At 35.2% G+C, this 20223-nt stretch carries 15 protein-coding genes; 2 read left to right on the top strand and 13 right to left on the bottom strand.

The window, feature by feature from the left end; all coding sequences use genetic code 11:
• Positions 1-105: 105 nt before the first annotated feature.
• The 12 genes from ACIQ0M_RS10825 to uvrC all read right to left on the bottom strand — a co-directional run bounded on the left by ACIQ0M_RS10825 (position 106) and on the right by uvrC (position 17308).
• Complete coding sequence (locus ACIQ0M_RS10825; protein WP_396152110.1) at positions 106-612, bottom strand: septal ring lytic transglycosylase RlpA family protein; 507 nt, start codon at positions 610-612, stop codon at positions 106-108.
• 82 nt (positions 613-694) lie between these two features.
• The gene (locus ACIQ0M_RS10820) at positions 695-1126 is read right to left on the bottom strand and encodes a hypothetical protein (RefSeq protein ID WP_396152107.1); all 432 of its coding nucleotides are present in this window, start codon (positions 1124-1126) and stop codon (positions 695-697) included.
• A 98-nt stretch (positions 1127-1224) separates the two neighbouring features.
• Positions 1225-4530: a carboxypeptidase regulatory-like domain-containing protein gene (locus tag ACIQ0M_RS10815; protein ID WP_396152105.1), complete on the bottom strand. Its 3306-nt coding sequence runs from the start codon at positions 4528-4530 to the stop codon at positions 1225-1227.
• 252 nt (positions 4531-4782) lie between these two features.
• The gene (pgi, locus tag ACIQ0M_RS10810; protein ID WP_396152103.1) at positions 4783-6426 is read right to left on the bottom strand and encodes a glucose-6-phosphate isomerase; all 1644 of its coding nucleotides are present in this window, start codon (positions 6424-6426) and stop codon (positions 4783-4785) included.
• 1 nt (position 6427) lies between these two features.
• A complete protein-coding gene (locus ACIQ0M_RS10805; RefSeq protein WP_396152101.1) occupies positions 6428-7666 on the bottom strand; it encodes a peptidoglycan DD-metalloendopeptidase family protein in 1239 nt (412 codons plus the stop codon).
• Positions 7667-7685: 19 nt separating this feature from the next.
• Positions 7686-8621 (bottom strand): tryptophan 2,3-dioxygenase family protein, encoded by a 936-nt coding sequence (locus ACIQ0M_RS10800; protein ID WP_396152099.1) that lies wholly within the window; start codon positions 8619-8621, stop codon positions 7686-7688.
• Positions 8621-9412 (bottom strand): DUF3108 domain-containing protein, encoded by a 792-nt coding sequence (locus ACIQ0M_RS10795; protein ID WP_396152097.1) that lies wholly within the window; start codon positions 9410-9412, stop codon positions 8621-8623. The genes ACIQ0M_RS10800 and ACIQ0M_RS10795 overlap by 1 nt, the downstream gene beginning before the upstream one ends.
• Before the next feature lie 665 nt (positions 9413-10077).
• Entirely contained in the window at positions 10078-11238 is a 1161-nt protein-coding gene (gene hppD, locus ACIQ0M_RS10790; RefSeq protein WP_396152095.1) for a 4-hydroxyphenylpyruvate dioxygenase, read from the bottom strand.
• An 18-nt stretch (positions 11239-11256) separates the two neighbouring features.
• On the bottom strand, positions 11257-11634 hold the full coding sequence (locus ACIQ0M_RS10785) for a four helix bundle protein (RefSeq protein WP_396152093.1): 378 nt from the start codon (positions 11632-11634) through the stop codon (positions 11257-11259).
• Between the two features lie 97 nt (positions 11635-11731).
• Positions 11732-12886, bottom strand: coding sequence for a homogentisate 1,2-dioxygenase (locus ACIQ0M_RS10780; protein WP_396152091.1), 1155 nt, complete (start codon positions 12884-12886; stop codon positions 11732-11734).
• Positions 12887-13182: 296 nt separating this feature from the next.
• Positions 13183-15375 carry a patatin-like phospholipase family protein gene (locus ACIQ0M_RS10775; protein WP_396152142.1) on the bottom strand — a complete coding sequence of 731 codons (2193 nt, stop codon included), beginning with the start codon at positions 15373-15375 and terminating at the stop codon, positions 13183-13185.
• A gap of 136 nt (positions 15376-15511) precedes the next feature.
• Positions 15512-17308, bottom strand: a complete 1797-nt coding sequence (gene uvrC, locus ACIQ0M_RS10770; RefSeq protein WP_396152140.1) for an excinuclease ABC subunit UvrC — start codon at positions 17306-17308, stop codon at positions 15512-15514.
• 107 nt (positions 17309-17415) lie between these two features.
• Between uvrC and ACIQ0M_RS10765 the strand changes: the two genes are divergently transcribed.
• Positions 17416-17982 (top strand): 5-formyltetrahydrofolate cyclo-ligase, encoded by a 567-nt coding sequence (locus tag ACIQ0M_RS10765; RefSeq protein ID WP_396152089.1) that lies wholly within the window; start codon positions 17416-17418, stop codon positions 17980-17982.
• Here the strand turns inward: ACIQ0M_RS10765 and ACIQ0M_RS10760 are convergent.
• Complete coding sequence (locus ACIQ0M_RS10760; RefSeq protein ID WP_396152087.1) at positions 17979-18614, bottom strand: lipoprotein signal peptidase; 636 nt, start codon at positions 18612-18614, stop codon at positions 17979-17981. The genes ACIQ0M_RS10765 and ACIQ0M_RS10760 overlap by 4 nt on opposite strands.
• Before the next feature lie 171 nt (positions 18615-18785).
• Between ACIQ0M_RS10760 and ACIQ0M_RS10755 the strand changes: the two genes are divergently transcribed.
• Complete coding sequence (locus tag ACIQ0M_RS10755) at positions 18786-20036, top strand: LVIVD repeat-containing protein (protein ID WP_396152085.1); 1251 nt, start codon at positions 18786-18788, stop codon at positions 20034-20036.
• Positions 20037-20223: the final 187 nt, after the last annotated feature.

Here is a 20223-nt window from a genome sequence, read left to right as displayed (position 1 = left end):
TCCGTTTTTATGGTTTCTTGCCATTCAGTAAAAGACTAAACAACTATAACAAAGTAAAAACACAACTGTTGTGGCCCGCAAAGAGCAGCTCGTTGAAATAAATAATTAATCACCCTCTAAACTGTCTTTCACCTCTTCCACAATTTCAATGGTAACTTTCATAGAACCGTGACCATGGTGTCTGGCAATATCCCGAAAAGCTCTTTTGCTTAAATCAATTTCCCTTCCTTTTGAAAATGGCCCTCGGTCGTTGATGATAACCATAACTGATTTGTCATTGGCCTCATTAGTCACACGAACTTTGGTGCCAAAAGGCAGTTTTTTATGAGCCGCTGTATACTTTTGATTGTCAAAAATTTGACCGCTTGCAGTTTTTCTTCCCGTGAATTTATCGTGATAGTAAGAAGCGTGTGCTCCTTTTTTATATAATTTAAAACGATAATTTGCTTCTACTCTTACACTGTCTATTGAAAGGCTGTCCTTTTTTATTGTATCGTTTAGTATTAAACGTTGCAGCATTGGTTTTTCAAAACGATTTGTTTTAAATGAAAAACTACTAAAAAACAGTAGGGCAAATAGGCCAAACACGAGAAGTTCGGTTTTGTGTTTCATAATCCAACTTTTAAGTGTTTGTTTCATTTAACAAATAGTATTCCAAAAATAAAAAAACCACGTCAATTCGTGGTTTAAATTCTTAAACTAACCATGTTTTCCATGGAAGTCGACTTAATATAAGGACTAACCCAATAGCGTAAAAGAAAAATATTTTTCTGAATTTAAGTTCTTGTGCCACTTTTTTGTGTTTAGACCATCCAATTGTAATTAGAGCAATAGCAATAATATTAATGAGTGGATGCTCTAACATGGTTAAACGCAATTCGGAATTTTTCATGGCTCCTTCAATTTCAAATGCTTTGAAACCTTTTTGAGAAACAAAATAAACGGCTAAACCCAAAAGCAATTGCACATGCGTAAATATTAGTGCAAAAAGTGAAATTCGTAAGTCTTTTGATTCAAAGGATTTTTTGGACGTATAGCCTATTAAGGCATTAACGACAGCGATTAAAAGTACAATGAGAGCTAAATAAGCCCACCAAGAATGAAGTTTTTGTAAAAGTTCGTACATAGCTTTTATTTTTTGAATAACAAATATAATCAAAAAAAGAAAAACCTCCGATTAAATTAACCGAAGGCTTTTCATCAAAACAAATAAAAAAATTTCTGTTAGTTGAAGGTATATCTAACCCCAATCTGCATTTGCCATCTTGAAGAGTTTAACCCTTGATCATCAATCTGATTTAATGATTGTTCAACTGCTGGATTATAACGGAATGTTGGTGTTGTACCATCGGCTAAAAAGCCAACCTGATTGAGCAATTGCACTTGGTCAAAAGTGGCAAAATAACGTTTCCCCCAGTCTTTATTTAAAAGGTTTGTAAAGTTAAAAATGTCAGCGGTTAACTCAAATGTATGCTTCTTGTTTTTGATATTTAAAATAAACTCTTGAGCAAATTTTAAATCAATCACATGACTCCATTTTAATCGGTCTCCATTTCGCTCCGCATAGTTTCCTCTTCTACTTTTAAGGTAATCGTTTCCTTCAATAAATGCATTCAAAGCGTCCCATTGTTGTTGTGGATCTAATCCGGTAGATGGGTCCGCTACTAAAACAATGTCCGATTGATTGGCAGGCACATAAATCAGAGCTGAGTTTGAAAAGGTATCGCTTAAAAGTCTTCCGTTATCATTATAAACATAACTAATTGGTGTTCCTTCTGCTCCTTCGTAAAACAAACCAATTCTGGTTTTTAAGTACTTGTTCCATTTGTAAGTTAGGAATGAATTAGCCAAAACTCGATGCCCTTGATCAAAATCGGAACGAGTCACTCCACCAATCGCATTTGATCCATTTACAGTTTCAATATTATTCCATTGAGAACTGTTTTGGGATGAAGTAGCATCAAACAATGTGGTTGATTCTCCATACGAATACGTGGCTTGAATACTTGCGTCAATTTTATCTGATGTAAAATTTCTCGTTAATGTAAATGCCGCATTCCACGACTTACCTTCGTTGGTGTTAGAAGCTAGATAAATCCCTTGATAAGTATTGTCAATTCTATTGTTAGCATTATAACGAGGCCGATTGTCTCCACCTGTTAAGTTTGTTGCCGGTTCTCTCAAATTAATGTTTTCATACGTAATTGCACTAATATTATCGTTATAAGTAAAATCAGTTGTCAAACGTATTCCAAATGGTAATTTTTGGTCAATAGCCAGATTAGCTTTAAAGACTTGTGGCAATTTAAAATCCTTCGCAAACAAATCTACAACTCCGGAAAATTGACCGGGAGCACCAGGATTTCCTTGAGCAGGAGCAATATTAGACGGTAATCCTGCAATTTGAGATGAAACGCTGGTGTTGGGATTAAAGTTTGGCATATTCGGATTAGTAGCTCCATTGATGTCAACATTCCCTTGTGTTACCCCATTATTGTTGTAAGCTCCGCCAGGCCAAACTAATGGAAGTCTCGAAGTAAAAATTCCTAAACCACCTCTGATTTGGGTCTGTTTTTTCCCATTTACATCATAATTAAAACCTAAACGAGGCGAAATATGTGCTCTAGAATCAATTCGATTGCCAACTTTTGCTCCTTTTAAATCTTTACCGGCAGCCTCCAAAAGAGGAATTGTTCTATTGTTGAAGTCTTCATTCACGATATACTCATCCCAAACCGGTACATCTACCCTGAGTCCAAAAGAGAATCTAAAATTGTCTGAAATTCGCATCTCATTTTGAATATACCCACCAAACTGCATCACATCAAATTCTGCTGCTCCTTCCGAATCATCTCCATCTCCTCCTACTAATGAATATCCTATTCTAAATCTGTTTGGTTTATTATTATCTAAGAAATCTTGTAATGTACTATAACGATAATAGCCGTAATTTCTCCCGAAGAAAACGTTCTTTGAAGAACTAAACTCATTGTGAGTTCCAATAGTTATAGTATTAATTCCGGCTTGAATTTCAACATTATCTGTCAATGTAAAAATATTTTGTTCTAATAAATTAGCCGTGGAAAAAGGCTCTGAACCTACAAAAATGGTTCCTAAACCATCTCTGATTTCTAAATAAGGGAAAGGATCTCCTAATGCATTACGGTCGTCTTTGACACTCGTGTAACCTAAAACTAAGTTATTTGAAACTTTGTCACTGAATCGTGAACTAAGTTCAATCGATGATGAGTTTGTGGTGGACGTAAATTCTTGTGCCCCATTATAGAAATTGATTGAAGTGTTTGAAGATCTAAAAGGTGAAATATTTACAGCTTTTACTAAACTATGACGAACAGCCAATTTATGATTGTCGTTAATATTCCAGTCAACTTTTGCAATAAATTTATCACTGACTAAGGAACTGTTTGTACTAGCATATTCACCTGGATTGTAGCCATATTCTGAAATTAAATAATCGCTCAACTCACCAATTCTTGTTGCTGCTAAACCGGGTACAATATCCGGACTACTACCTTGCAAAGCGATATTTCCAATATAACTGTTTATCTCAAAAGGCTGTGGCGTTTCATTATCTTGGCGTTCATAATTAATAAAATAGAACAATTTGTCTTTTTTAATTGCTCCTGCGGCTCTTACTCCAATAGTGGTAGCATCGAATTCAGCTAGTTTACTTCTGTTGGTTGAACTAATTGCATTCGGCGTCATCCCGGCCAAATTTTGATTTCTGTTTAAATAATAAGCAGAACCTTCAAAGCTATTTGTCCCTGATCGGGTGATAGCACTTATTGAACCTCCGGCAAATCCCGAAATTTTCACATCAAAAGGAGCAACTTGCACTTGAAATTGCTCAATGGCATCTACAGATATAGGACTAACTCCCGTTTGCCCTCCATTAGTTCCGTTGGCAGCTAAACCGAAAACATCGTTGTTTACAGCTCCGTCGATGTAAATAGCATTGAAACGATTGTTTTGCCCACTTATCGAAATGACATCGTCTCCACGCAACTGAGCTTGTGGAGTTAAACGAGCAAAGTCAGTTATATTTCTTGACAATGTGGGTAAATTTTGAATTCTCTTGGAATCGATAATGGTTTGAGCACCTGTTTTTTTAGAATTAAAATCAGAGTCTTTTGTACCCGTTAGCACTACTTCCTCCAAAGCACTGACTTCGCTTTCCAAATCAACATTGATCAACTGAGAATCTCCTAATTGCAGATAAATATTTTGTCCTTTAAATGGCTTATATCCTATATAGGTTACATCCATTATATAAGGACCTCCTACTCTCATATTAGAGATTCTATAGGCTCCTTTTTCATCGGTAGTAGCAGTGTAACGTGTTCCGGAAGGTTCGTGTGTTACAATTATAGTTGCTCCTGGTAATAATTCTTCACCCTTTTCAGAAACTTTTCCCAAGATGGAAGCTGTTGTATTACCTTGGGCATACCCTTCTGTCATAAAGACAGATAAGAAAAAAATAAGTAAAAATAAATGTAAATTTTTTTTCATCGTTTTTGATTTAATTTGACCGCAAAATTCAGCCATTACAAAACCTCAATCGTTATGAAAATGTTAAGGAAAACAACTTGATGATTTTATAATCTTACGCATACAAAAAGGAAACAATAGCCTTGTAAAGTGAGTGTTTTAATCATCATTTGTAAATTAAAAATTGATAATATAATAACATGCGTTTTTGAAAGTCACAAAAAAACCACGAAGGGATTCTCTTCGTGGTTATTCGTAAATGATAGAAAATATTTATTTCTTATCTAAAAAATACTTCAATAAAAAGTTAGTAGAGCTATCGTGTTCTTTGATATTTCCGGAATGAATTTCATCTAAGATTGAATTGGCCAATTGTTTTCCCAATTCAACTCCCCATTGGTCGTAGCTGAAAATATTCCAAATCACACCCTGCACAAAAATTTTGTGTTCATATAAAGCAATTAATTCCCCCAAACTTTCAGGAGTTAATTTGTTGATTAAAAGCGTATTGGTAGGGCGGTTTCCTGAAAATATTTTAAAAGGTAATAAAAACTCCGCTTTTTCACCGGAAATACCTTGTTTTTCAAATTCTGACAATACCTGTTCAGCCGATTTGCCGTTTAATAAAGCTTCGGTTTGAGCAAAAAAATTAGACATCAATTTATCGTGATGGTCTTGATTTCCGTGAAGTGAATTAACATAGCCAATAAAATCGGTCGGAATCAATTTTGTCCCTTGATGAATCAATTGGAAAAAAGCATGTTGTGAATTCGTTCCCGGCTCTCCCCAAATAATTGTTCCGGTTTGATAGTTGACCGGACTTCCATCGCGACCAATACTTTTTCCGTTGCTTTCCATGATTCCTTGTTGAAGGTAGGAAGCTAATTTTTGCAAATATTGAGTGTAGGGAATCAACGCTTCGCTTTCTGCACCAAAAAAATTGTTATACCAAATACTTAACAAGGCCAAAACAACCGGGATATTTTTTTCAAAAGGAGTGGTTTTAAAATGCTCATCCATGTTGTTCGCTCCTTTCAATAATTTGTCAAAATTATCAAAGCCAACGGCCAAACTAATGGATAATCCAACAGCACTCCACAACGAAAATCGTCCGCCAACCCAATCCCACATAGGGAAAATATTTTCAGGATGGATTCCGAATTCGGTAACTCGCTGAATATTGGTTGAAACTGCCACAAAATGTTTCGCAACGTCTTCTTGCTTGGCTGATTGCAAAAACCAATTTCGTAAAGTTTCCGAATTGGATAAGGTTTCTTGTGTAGTAAATGTTTTGGAAACAATGACAAATAATGTAGTTTCGGGATTTAATTTTTTAATCACTTCATTCACGTGGTCACCATCTACATTGGAAACAAAATGAACGTTTAAGTGATTTTTATAAAACTGAAGTGCCTCCACTACCATCGCCGGTCCTAAATCGGAGCCCCCAATACCAATGTTTACAATATCTGTGAATTGTTTTCCTGTAAATCCTTTTCTGCTTCCGTTGACAACTTCGTCTGTAAAATTTTTAATTTTATTTTTAACCGAGTAAATTTCCGGCATCACATTTTGACCATCAACCAAAATTTTTGAATCAGACGGAGCACGCAGAGCCGTGTGTAAAACCGCCCTATTTTCAGTTTGATTAATGGCATCTCCGGCAAAATATTTTTGAATAGCATCTTCCAAATTAACTTCCTTCGCCAAATCCAAAAGATGGCTCATCGTTTCCTGGGTGACAATATTTTTGGAATAATCTACTAAAAAATCATTCCATTGGATATGATAGTTGTTTGCCCGGTTTGAATCTTTTTCAAAAAGCTCTTGCATGGAGACATACTGCATGTCTTCAAAGTGTTTTCGCAAGCTTTGCCATGCTGCTGTTCCGGATGGGTTTGTATTTTCTAAAGCCATTTTATTTTAATTTAAGTGTCGCGATACTGTCTAATTCTTTCTTTAAAGGAGCGATATATTCTAAATAGTTTGCTTTGTGCTTAGCATTCATTGGTTCGGTATTCGGTAATTTTTGTGAAAGCGGATCAACTTGCACACCGTTTTTCCAAAAGCGATAACAAACATGCGGTCCTGTAGCTAAACCTGTACTTCCAACCTTTCCAATTACTTGACCTTGCTCAACACGTTGCCCTTGCCTAACTAAAATTTTTGACATGTGGAGGTATTGAGTAGAATAGGTTCCGTTGTGTTTTACTTTAACGTAATTTCCGTTTCCGGCGGTGTATCCTGTTCGTTCAACTACTCCTGAGGCGGTGGTCTTAATAGGTGTTCCGTGTGGAGCAGCATAATCGGTTCCTTTGTGAGCTTTCCATGTCATTTGAACCGGATGAAAACGTTTGGGTGAAAAACGGGAAGAAATTCGGAAGAAATCCAACGGAGCTTTTAAAAACATAGTTTTCAATCCTTTTCCTTCTTCATCGTAGTAATCTACTTTTCTGGAAAGACTGTCCAATTTGTATGGAAAAGCATAAATTCTCTTCCCTTTATGTTCAAAAAATGAGCTTTCTAATCGGTCTACACCGGCATAAATACTATCGTTGATGTATTTTTCATAAAACGTAACGGCAAATTTATCTTCTTTTTGAATCTTAAAAAAGTCGATGGAATATTCGTAAATCTTAGCCAAATTATTCGCCACACCGGCATCAACACCATTTTTATTCAAAGTTTCAGACAAAGAACCATGAATTGCCGTGGCAATGGTTCTTCTTCGGATGGTGATTGGTTTTTGTTTGTTGTAAGCCTTTACAATCGTATCTCGAAAATCGACTACGCTATAGTTAATATTATCTTTTTGATAAATAAAAACCTGAAGTTGATTGGGCTTTTCTTTTGATTTTAGTAATGTAATAGGCTTTCCAACACGAATATCTCGCATGTTAAAACTATCTTTCACTTGTTCGGTTACTTCATGTACTTTGAAATTTCCAATATTGTGACTTTCTAATAATTTGCCAAACGTATCGCCGCTTTTAATCGTGTCTTGCACTACCAAGTAATCGTTCAAGGTGAATCCAAATTCTACAACGATTGGAATTTTTACTTTAGTATCTTTTTCTATTATGACTTTATCAACCTTTTTTTCACATGAAAATAAACTCAATGCAAATAGTATAGGTAGTATTTTGTTGAATTTCAATTTATTGCTTTTAATCTAATTAAACACTTTCTTTTTCTCCCCATGTGGCTAACTCCTCTTCCGACCATAATTCCGGGAAAAAAATTCTTCGTTGGTATTTAGGTAGCATGTACTTTTTCCAATCGCTTCCGCCGGTTGCTTCGCCGCTGCCGTGACCACTCTCGATGTATTTTTTTGCGGCATTAAAATGACCCATTACCCAGGTAATATTGACGGTGTAATCATAATGACGCATGGCTTTAACCAAAGCTTCATTTTTTTGATCTTCTTCCGGCAATTGTTTGAACTTTTGCCAAAGATTAATGGTATTATATTCTTCCATGAAAGACAAAAATTCTTTCTTGTATTTTCTTTCAAATTCTAAAATTAAATAAGACTTTTCGCCTGTTTTATAATCTTTTCCTGCTGCTTGCCAATACAAATGTTCAAGAGCATGTTCATAAGGTGTATTGCGGTCTATGGAACTTCTAAAGCGATAATCAATTAAATTTATTAAGTCGGTTGAAGCAAATTCTATCAATCGATATTGAGCACTTTGAAAACCGCTAGCAGGGGTTAGCGTATTTCTGAACTTCATGTATTGTTCTACCTCCATACCGTCTTTCATAATGGTAAAAGAAGTGGTAAGCATATCAAAATAACGACTAATTCGCATTAATTTTTCTGTAAAAAAAGCTGTTTCGGGCTTTTCAGAATGACAGACTTGCTCGATTTCCCAGAGAATCATTTTGAATAACAATTCATTCACTTGATGATACATCACAAAAACCATTTCATCCGGCAAGGTTGTTCGTTGAATTTGCAAGTTTAAAAGTGCATCCGTTTGAATATAATCCCAATAAGTGATGGGTTTCGCCCACAAAAGTCCTTCTAAGTGTGTTTCAGTTTTTTGATTGATTGCTTGAAACTTTTCTTCTAATTTTTCAAGAATTTCTTCGTGTTCGGTGGTATTCATTACGGTTTTGCTTTAACGGTAAATGTATGTTTTAATCCTTTAAATTTTTCCAAATCAGCTTTGAGCGATCCCACAGCTAATTCGGCCTTTATTCGCAAGGGTAATTTATTGTCGTCGTCTGAAATCCAAACAGTTAAGCTTTCTTGTTCTTTAAAAACACGTCCGGCTTGCACATAAGGCCTGAAAATCATGGCAGGAACGACCCCAAATTTAGTTTTTAAATCTTCACGACCAATAAATTTCAGTTTAAATTTTGTAGTTTCTTCATCAAAAAACATATCGATGTCGATGGATTCACCCACTTTTAGTTTATCAACATTAGGGTGATTTCTCAAATAATAGAACGTAGATAAAATATCTTGTGTTTTGTCAGGTACTTGGAATGTTTTTTCAGTCTTACGTTTATAATCTTTTACTAAAACCGTATTGTTGCTCTGGTTGAAAAAGCCTTCTTGGTTTTTGGTATAACCTCCCTCGTCAATTTTTCGAACAAATTGATAGGGTTTCCCGGTTTGTTTATCAAAAAAACTTTGGTAATCATCTTCTACTTTAAAGAAAAATTTAGTCATTCCGGTAGTGTAACCACGTCCCTTGGCATGAAAAACTTTTTTGTTGTTTCTAATGGCTTCGTGCATACTTAGCTCTGCCATTCCTGCATTTATCAAGCCGTAGTGAATGCGAAACTGAAACCACTCACCCACATCAAAAGCATCTTCTTTCGGTGGAGAACTCGTCTGAGAATCAAAACTGGCGATTGATAAAAATAGGAAGAGAAGCAATACTTTTTTCATAAAATTATGTCTTTTTTCAGAAGCCGTTGCAATTTCTGTTCCAAATGTACTAAATCTAAAAAAGACCTCAAAAAAAGGGACGATTTTAATGTTTTTTTATGATTTTTTGAAAAGCTAATAAAATGGATTATCCTTTTAAGATTAATCATCAGATATATTCATTTTCAAAAGTAAAAGTGTAAAAGTATCGTTTTACTTTAGTTCTTAAATTTAATAAATGATTTACTGATGGCTAAATCGTAAATTATTGATATTTTTGATTATTTAATACAATTGCTTTCAATTGTCATTTCAACTATTTGAACAATCAACACCATATAAAAACACAAAACCCAACCGAGCCCGATTGAGTTGTATGCTATTAACTAACCAAAAAAACTATAAATTATGAAAATTTACATTACTCCAAGAAGGTAACCACTCCTTCTTTTTGCGAGTGCAAAGGTAATTAGTTGGTTGCTAAATTATTAATTATTTTTTTACTTTAACACATATTCAATAAAAAACACATCAGTACAAGGTCCAAAATTTCACTATTCATAATTTTAAGACTATTTTGTTAATCTTTATTCACAAAAAACTCATTGTCATCTAATAAAATAGAAATCCGCTAAGTTTCATCATGATTGAATGATGCTTAGCGGATTTTAAATTTAAAAAAGCGTCTATAATGTTCCTCGTAACGCTTGTTCTCGTTCGATACTTTCAAATAAAGCTTTGAAATTTCCGGCTCCAAATCCTCTGGCTCCCATCCGTTGGATAATTTCAAAGAATAAAGTGGGTCGGTCTTCCACCGGTTTGGTGAAAATCTGCAACAAATAACCTTCTTCGTCTGCATCAATCATAATACCCAATTTTTGAAGTTCGTTGATATCTTCTTTAAATTTAGACATGTGGTCTTTTAATCGTTCCGGAATAGCATCATAGTAAGCCTGAGGAGGCGTGCTTAAAAACTCAACACCTCGTGAACGCATTTCGGCAACCGTAGAAATAATATCATCCGTTGCAACGGCAATGTGCTGCACCCCCGGCCCTTCATAAAAATCTAAATATTCTTCAATTTGCGACTTTTTCTTCCCCTCTGCAGGTTCGTTGATTGGGAATTTAATTCTGCCGTTTCCGTTGCTCATTACTTTACTCATCAAGGCAGAATATTCAGTAGTAATTTGCTTGTCATCAAACGAAAGGAAATTCACAAATCCCATCACATCTTCATACCATTTTACCCACGTATTCATTTCATTCCAACCCACATTTCCAACCATGTGATCAATGTATTTTAGACCAACTGGTGAAGGATTGTATGACGATTTCATTTCTTTATAACCCGGCAGAAAAGTTCCTGTGTAATTTTTACGTTCTACAAACATATGAACGGTTTCTCCGTAGGTATAAATTCCGGCACGTACTACTTCGCCAAATTCATCGGTTTCAACTGTAGGCTCCATGAAAACTTTTGCTCCGCGTTTAGTTGTTTCCTCAAAAGCACTTCGGGCATCTTCAACCCAAAGAGCAACAATTTTTACACCATCGCCGTGTTTTTTAACGTGTTCACCTATGGGCGAATCACTTTTTAAAGATGTGGTTAATACTAATCGGATTTTATCTTGTTTCAACACATAGGATGCTCGGTCTTTTACACCAGTCTCCAATCCTGCATACGCCAACGACTGAAATCCAAATGCCGTTTTATAAAAATGAGCTGCTTGTTTGGCGTTACCCACATAAAATTCTACATAATCGGTTCCCATTAATGGAAGGAAATCTTGTGCTCCTTCAAATATTTTTTCTAATCCGTATTCAACTGATTTTATTTCTTTATTCATAATTAAATAATTAGATAATTAGCGAATAAGCGAATTGCTTTTAGACGTACTAATTATTTTGTTTAACATTTTTATTATACCATTTAATTTTTCAATTAATCCTTCTGGATTTGGATAGTTTTCTATATTATGACATAAAAAAAGCCAATATTCTGTTTCGTCAGCTTCTTTTAATGCAATCTTTAATTTATGTATAAAATCGGCTTTGCTTTCAGCATTTTGAGCCTCTTTGATATTCGCTCCAATTGATGTTCCTGAGCGAAGTAATTGTTTGGCTAAGATGTATTTTCTTTTTTCTTCTAGTAATTCCGAATAGTTAATAATGCTAACCGCAAATTCAAAAGATTCTTTTAGAACAGGATTATTTTGGTATTTTAAACTATTTGTGAATTTCATTTATATGATAAATAAAAGTAAAAAGCAAATGCGTTCATTTCTTCTTGAATTAGCCAAAACCAATTCGCATATTCGCTAATTTTCAAATTCGCTAATTTCATAACCACGACTGAAAATACTTCTCATCAGCAACTTTCATCGCTTCATCCGTTACCATCAATGGTTTAAAGGTATCAACCATCACGGCCAACTCTTTTGTTTCTGTTTTTCCAATGCTTCGTTCATACGCTCCTGGGTGTGGTCCGTGTGGAATTCCGGCGGGGTGTAAGGATATGTTTCCGGGTTTTACATCATTTCGACTCATAAAATCGCCATCTACATAATATAAGACTTCATCGCTATCAATATTACTGTGGTTGTAAGGAGCCGGAATAGAAAGCGGATGATAATCATACAACCTTGGTACAAACGAACAAACCACAAACGCATCCGTTTCAAAGGTTTGATGAACCGGTGGTGGTTGATGGATTCTTCCTGTAATCGGTTCAAAATCGTGAATGGAAAATGCGTACGGATAATTAAATCCATCGTAACCCACCACATCAAATGGATGCGAAGCATAAACCATTTCAATGATTTCGTCTTTTTTCTTCACTTTAATGATGAAATCACCTATTTCGTCATGCGTTTCCAATTCGGTAGGACGACGTAAATCGCGTTCGCAAAAAGGCGAATGTTCTAGCAATTGGCCGAACCAATTTCGATAACGTTTTGGTGTATAAATAGGTCTTCTGGATTCGACAATAAACAAACGATTGTCTTCGGTATCAAAGTCGATTTTATAGATAATTCCGCGAGGTATCAATAAATAATCGCCGTATTTAAAGTCGATATTGCCTAAAAAAGTACGAAGTTTTCCGCTTCCTTTGTGAATGAAAATCATTTCGTCGGAATCGGTGTTTTTATAGAAATACTCTTGCGTTTTGTTTTGAGGAGCAGCCAACGTAATGTGGCAGTCTGAATTGGTCAAAACAATTTTTCGACTTTCCAAATAATCTTTTTCAGGTGCTACATCAAATCCGTGCAATTTATACGATTGCATATTATTGGATTTGGCAATGGAAGGAGCCACTGAATATTGGTTGCGAATTTCTTTCACCTGTGTTGGTCTGTGCACGTGATACATGTTGGAATACATTCCATCAAAACCCACAGTGCCAAAGAGTTGCTCATAGTAAAGCTCTCCGTTTGACTTTCGGAATTGTGTATGACGTTTGGGAGGAATTTCTCCTAATTGATGATAAAATGGCATTTTTTTGAATTTAGATTGAACATTCGATGAATTGTCACATTGACAAATTGCCACACTGGCTAATAATCAAAATCATTCCGGATTCCGTTTGATAAGGAACTGAAGGTAATCCAATAATCCGGGCCAAAAAGCATTCATTTCAAAAATTATTTGAGGTTAGTTTTGATTTTTTTTAATGTTCACACCCACAATAATCCCAAGACCAAAGGCTACTAAAAAACCAAGAATTACAAACATTTTTTATGATTTTAGTAAAATATAACACAAATATCGTAAAAATATAAATACAACCACAATTAAAACCAAAAACCTACACTAAACCAAGTATGGTGATCTTTGGTTTCAGGAGACCAACTGTGTTTTATTTCTATGGGGCCAAAAATGGTTTCTACACCATAACCAAAGCCATAGCCCGAATAAGTGGGTTTAGTAAGCCATTCATCGGAATCAAAAATTTTATCTCCCGCATTTGCAAAGTTAGCAGAGAAATTCAAGTGGTTTTTTTTGAAAATCTCATAATCCAATTGAAACAGTGCTTTAACATAACTATTGCCGGCAAAACTCAAAAAATCATAGCCGTAAAAAGGTTTAAAGTTATTGACGGGATAAAAACCATAGCCTCCAAAAACAAAATTAAAAAAGGGTACAGTTTCTTCTCCAATAGTTAAACCGCCATCGGTTTGAATATTCAGTGTAGTTCGGTTAAACAATTTTTGTGCAATACCCGCTTCAGCTTTTAAAATTGAAAAGTTGTTGTACGTGTTAGTATAATCAGTAGAGTAAAAAAATGCTTGTACATCGCCATTAAAATACCAGCCGCTTTTTGGGAAATATTTATTGTCAAACGAATCAAATTTTAAGTAGCCAAAAGCACTTAAATAGTCACTGTTTTCAATAACCTGATCGCCCGTGTTTAAAGTTTCCGATTTTAATTTCAGGTGCTTATACTCCAAACCGCCTGCCACTAAAAACTTTTGAATAAAAACCGTTTGCATATAAATTTGATTCGTAAAGTCTGAAAAATCTACATTGATAGAATTCACATCTTCCGAAGTAAACAAAACTCCTTGACTAAAATCAGTAGTCACATTTCGGTTAAAACCGGTGAATTTCGATTTAATTCCAAAACTCCAATAAAACCCATTATCAACATAATAATCTAAGTAATACCTGAAATTATCTCCTAACACAACATCGGTAGAAAATATGTCGTTTTTAAACAACATTTTCTTTTGAGTAAAGTTAACCAAAATACCACTTTTAAATAATCCATCGTAATGTAAACCTAATTTTAAAAAGGCTTTATAAGGGTTTTCGGTTAGGTTTAAGCTGACAATATCATCTTCATTATTGTCTTTTTCCAAGGTATAATTAATGGATCCAAAATTTTGTGTAGCATTTAAGTATTCAATTCCTTGCTTCAAATCTGAAAAACTAATTTTTCGTCCTGCCTTAAACCTCAACTTCCCCACAATATAAGCTCTAGTATAATTTTCTAGCTGTGTATGGGTAATAGCGGAAACATATAAACTATCTCTTTCGGTTAACGGAACAATAGTTTTTTGCTTTTGATAAGAAGTACTTAGTTGATTGAGTTGTGCCATAACACTGAGGGCAGCCTCTTCTCCAGCATTAATTATCTTAGTCCCTTTATCGAAAGAAATCACAGAATATTCTTCAACGTTGGGTCGGATGTAAACATCTGTTCGGGTCTTTTTTTCTTGCATTTTTTGAATCATTTGCAAGTTTGAAATTTGAACCAAAATTCGTGTAGCGTCTTTTAGTGATTCACGGTCTTTTAAATCATCTTGAACATCAACACCAATAATGATATCTGCTCCCATTTTTTTTACTTCATCCAGAGGATAATTATTAATTACCCCACCGTCTATCAAATATTTTCCATCAATTACCAAAGGTGAATATAAGGATGGAAAAGCTCCACTAGCCAAGATAGATTGAGCCAAAAAACCGTGGTCTAACAACACTTCTTGACCGGTTTCTATATCCGTAGCGATACACAAAAACGGGATGGGTAACTTTTTAAAATCTCGCTCATGACGAACATTTGCCGTTAAACGGGTCATCATATTATAATTATACAACCCTTTGGACAGTGCCGTTGGAATTCCAATTTTAAATTTGTCAAATGGCAATGCAAAAGCATACCGCTCATCATTCGCTTTTTCATAGAAATTTTTGGACGATCGAGGTATAAAATCCTGAATAACTGCGTCGTAATCGGTATTGTTAAAAATACTGTCAAGTTGCGTGGCGGTGTAGCCCGAAGCATATAACCCGCCAATTATAGCTCCCATACTGGTTCCGCCAATGTAATCGATTTTGATACCCGCTTCTTCAATGACTTTGAGTACACCAATGTGAGCCAATCCTTTTGCTCCTCCGCCGCTTAAAACCAATCCGATTTTAGGCTTTCTTGGAATAGAATCTTGAGCGAAAAAGGTAATAGGTAATAGGTAAAGGGTTATGGGTAACAGATACAAAAGACAAATTCTCCCTAGACCCGGTAGAGCCAATATCCTCGTAACAAAATGCAGAGATATAGGCGAAAACGGGAAAATGGAAACCAAAAAGGCAGGAATTATTCGCTTCAAAATGTATGAGTTAGGTTATTCTGTTGTAAAATTCGTGAATTTTTTTTGCTTTTGATGCACCCACCACGTCAGAAATTTCACTTTCGGTGGCCAAAGACAATCTTTTAACACTTTTAAAATGTTTTAGTAATGTAATCATCGTTTTTTCTCCGATACCGGGAATGGTTTCGAGCGAGGTTTGCAATGCCGATTTACTTCGCTTGTCACGATGATGTGTAATCCCAAATCGGTGAGCCTCATTACGTAATTGCTGAATAATTTTGAGCGTTTCCGACTTTTTATCCAAATACAACGGCACGGAATCTCCCGGATAAAAAAGCTCTTCGAGTCGTTTGGCGATACCAATAATAGCAATTTTTCCCCGTAAGTTCAAATCGTCCAAGCTTTTAAGAGCAGAAGACAATTGGCCTTTTCCGCCATCAATAATAATCAACTGGGGCAAAGGTTGGTTTTCCTCCACTAAGCGTTTGTAACGCCGGAATACTACTTCTTCCATGGAAGCAAAGTCATTGGGCCCTTCAACGGTTTTGATATTGAAATGACGGTAGTCTTTTTTACTTGGTTTACCATCTTTAAATACAACACATGCCGAAACAGGGTTCGTGCCTTGAATGTTGGAGTTGTCAAAACATTCGATATGACGAGGCTCCACCGAAAGGCGTAAATCTTTTTGCATTTGAGCCATAATTCGGTTGGTATGCCTTTCGGGATCTACGATTTGTATTTGTTTCAACTGCTCCAAACGATGGTACTTGGCGTTGCGTTGTGAAAGTTCCAAAATTTGCTTTTTGTCACCCAACTGTGGTACTGTAACCTTTATTTTATCGCCAAAATCAAGTTCAAACGGTAAAATGAGTTCTTTGGATGTAAGATGAAAACGTTCCCGAAGCTCTACAACAGCCAATTCCAATAACTCTTCGTCGGTTTCGTCCAACTTCTTTTTCATCTCCAATGTATGCGAACGGATGATAGCTCCGTGTGCAATTTGAAGGAAATTAACATAGGCCATCGACTCATCAGATACAATTGAAAACACATCAATGTTTGAAATTTTTGGATTGAGAATGGTGGATTTAGCTTGGTAATTTTCTAAAACTTCTATTTTTTCTTTGATTTTTTGAGCTTCTTCAAATTGCATTGCAGAGGCAAAATCATTCATTTTATGCTTGAATTCTTTTAAACTGTCTTTGAAGTTTCCTTTTAAAATTTCTCGGATGGCGTCCACTTGCTTTTGATAATTTTCCAACGATTCCAATCCTTCACAAGGTCCTTTGCAATTACCGATGTGGTATTCTAAGCACACTTTATATTTGTGATTTCGAATATTGGTTTCGCTCAAATCATAATTGCACGTCCGCAACGGATACAATTCTTTAATCAAATCGAGCAGTGTGTTCACCGTTTTAAAATTCGTATAAGGGCCAAAATATTCTGAGCCGTCTTTAATCATTTTTCGAGTGGGAAAAATGCGTGAAAAAGGTTCTTTTTTGATGCAAATCCACGGATAAGTCTTGTCGTCTTTTAAGTTGATATTATAGCGTGGTTGTAGTTTTTTAATCAAATTATTTTCCAACAAAAGAGCATCTTGCTCAGACAAAACCACAATGTGCTTGATTTCGACAATTTTTCTAACTAAAACGGCTGTTTTATGATTGTCGTGTGATTTTGAAAAATAGGAAGCAACTCTTTTTTTGAGGTTTTTTGCCTTTCCAACATACAGAATTTTTCCTTCTTTATCATAATACTGATATACTCCCGGACTATCGGGAAGGGTTTGTAGTTGGAGTTCTATGGTGGGGACATTCATGGAGTGCAAATGCGGATTGTTGCGATTAACTATTATCAAACAAATTTAACTTTAAAAAACATACCAAACAAACCCCAAACTATTTTGAACTTTTTTACTTTTACCAAATGGATAAAAAAGAAATCAGAAAGAAATACAAGGAGTTGAGAAAACTGCTTTTGCCAAATGATTTGGAAGAGAAAAGTTTAGTGATTGCCAATCAATTAATTCAAATGGCGATTTGGGATAAAACGTACTATCATTTGTTTTTAACGATTGACGAATTAAAAGAAGTGGATACTGAATTTATTCTGCAAATTCTATCCGGAAAAGACAAAGAAATTGTGATTGCCAAAAGTGATTTTCAAACGAGAAAAATGTCGCATTTTTTGTTAACGGATAATACCAAAATCAAAAAAAACGAATACAATATTCCGGAACCTGTCAATGGATTAGAAGTTCCTGTTTCTATGATTGAAGTGGTTTTTGTCCCTTTATTGGCTTTTGATAAAAAAGGACATCGCGTGGGCTACGGCAAAGGCTTTTATGATCAATTCTTAGCCGAATGTAAGCCCGAAACCATCAAGATAGGATTGTCTTTTTTTGAAGCAGAAAATCAAATTGAAGACGTTTTTGAATCAGATGTTCAATTGGATTATTGCGTAACACCCTCCAAAATTTATACGTTTAATTAAGCCGCAGTTTCTTCGTTGGTTGCAACTTCTTCCTTGTTTGTTGTGCCGAAAGCTCTTTTATTAAATACAATTAAAATGCCCACTCCGGTAGAGATGGCCATGTCGGCAATATTAAAAATAGCATTGAAAAAAGTAAAGTAATTTCCGCCTACAAAAGGTAGCCATTCCGGCAACGTTCCTTTCCAAATGGGAAAATATAACATGTCGACTACTTTACCGTGGAACCAAGTTCCATAAGGATTATCCGAGAATAATGTAGAAGCTGCATGGTGACTGTCATTAAAAATCACACCATAAAAAACACTGTCTATAATGTTACCGAATGCTCCGGCTAAAATCAATGCAACGGCTACAATCAGGTAGTTTGAACTGTGTTTTCTAACGCTGTCCCACAACCAATAACCAATTCCAAAAACAGCTACAATTCGAAATAAAGTTAAGAATAGTTTCCCGTAATCGCCCGGTATTTTAGTTCCCCAAGCCATGCCTTCATTTTCAATAAAATGAATACGAAACCAATCAAAAACCTTGATTTCTTCTCCTAAAACAAAATTAGTTTTGATATATAGTTTGGATACCTGATCTACTAACAAGATGATAAAGACAATCAAATAAGCTTTCTTTAAAGACATGCTGACAATTTTATCGTGCAAAAATAACAATTATCTCCAACAAAAGCCGATTTATAAAAACAGAAGGCAAAACTTTAAATAATATTTAGCATTTTACGCAACCTTTTTTTGATTTTGCATCTCAACTACATATAACAATTTGTACATTTGTTCAACCTAATCTAACTGATAATGAAAACAATAAAATTACTTTGTTTAAGCTTGTTTGTCGGCTTTTTTGCAAGTTGCAATCAAGAAGATGACCGTTCTACTGAAACAGCAAAATTTGCGGTTCCGGTTATCAAATCACTAGAAACTTTACGAAGTTCAATTTCGGTCACTTCCGCTCAGGAAACCAATGCCGACGGTAAAATTTATATTGCAGAAAACTTACTGTTTTATATCGCTCAAGAATCAGGAATCCACATTTTTGATAATTCAAACCCGGCTAATCCCCAAAACATGGCTTTTATCAACTTAGAAGGAGTGCATGATATTGCGGTAAAAGACAACTATTTGTATGCGGATAACTTTATAGATTTGGTTGTTTTTGATATTAGCGACATCAATAATATTGAGGTGGTTCGTGTGGCTGAGAATGTAATTTCCTTCTACCCTACTTATCCTAGTGATGCTGAATTTTATGCGTATGAAGTTTATCCTTCCGAAGGTGAAATAATGGTTGGATTTAGAATTGAAACCCGAGAAAGACCTTCAGAGCAGTATATTAATTTTGCCGATAACGCTCTTGCTAGCTTTGAAAGTGCCAGCGGAAGTGGTAATGTTGGAACTGGCGGCTCCTTTGCCAGATTCCAAATCAACAACAATGCGTTGTATACTGTTGAATCATTTAATTTAAAAGTCTTTAACATTACCAACCCGACCGAAACTTTTTTTGATAAAACGGTTAACATGAATGAATGGTTAGGGGGTGGACTATTCGAAACGCTTTTTAAACAAAAAGAATTCCTTTTTATTGGTTCTACTAATGGAATGTATATAGTGAATGCCTTGGATGAGTTCAATCCTTATTTCGTGTCAAGTTTTGCTCATGCAACGGCCTGTGACCCGGTTGTGGTAGACGGATACAAAGCCTACATCACCGTAAGAGGTGGCTCTAACTGCGGTTCAATTGAAGACCAGGTAAATGTCATTGATATTACAACAATAGAAAACCCAACTTTGATTTCTACTTATTTATTGACACAACCTTATGGTTTGGGTATAAAAAATAATGTGCTGTACGTTTGTGCAGATGGAAATTTAAATGTATTTGACGCAACAAATTCTGCAGAATTGTCCTTAGAAAATACCTATGAAGACGAAGTTACTGATGTCATTGCATTAGATTCTCACTTGATTGCAGTGGGAACCAATAAAATCATCCAATACAACTACGGAGAAAACCATACGTTAGAAGTGATGAGTGTGGTGAATTTTTAATTTAATTTTTATAAACAATAAAAAAGAGATAGCTTAAAAGTTATCTCTTTTTTATTGTTTATTGTGTCTTGTCCTGAAATAGCGATACACAAACTTCATCGTTATGGAAAACCTTCAAGAAAATCGCTATGTTAAGCGAACCCAGAAAGACTACTCAATGTCTTTAAAGCTTCAAATTGTTCAAGAA

It is taken from the genome of Flavobacterium sp. (assembly GCF_044339515.1).
Lineage (GTDB): Bacteria > Bacteroidota > Bacteroidia > Flavobacteriales > Flavobacteriaceae > Flavobacterium.
This window is presented reverse-complemented; position numbering and strand designations above follow the sequence as displayed.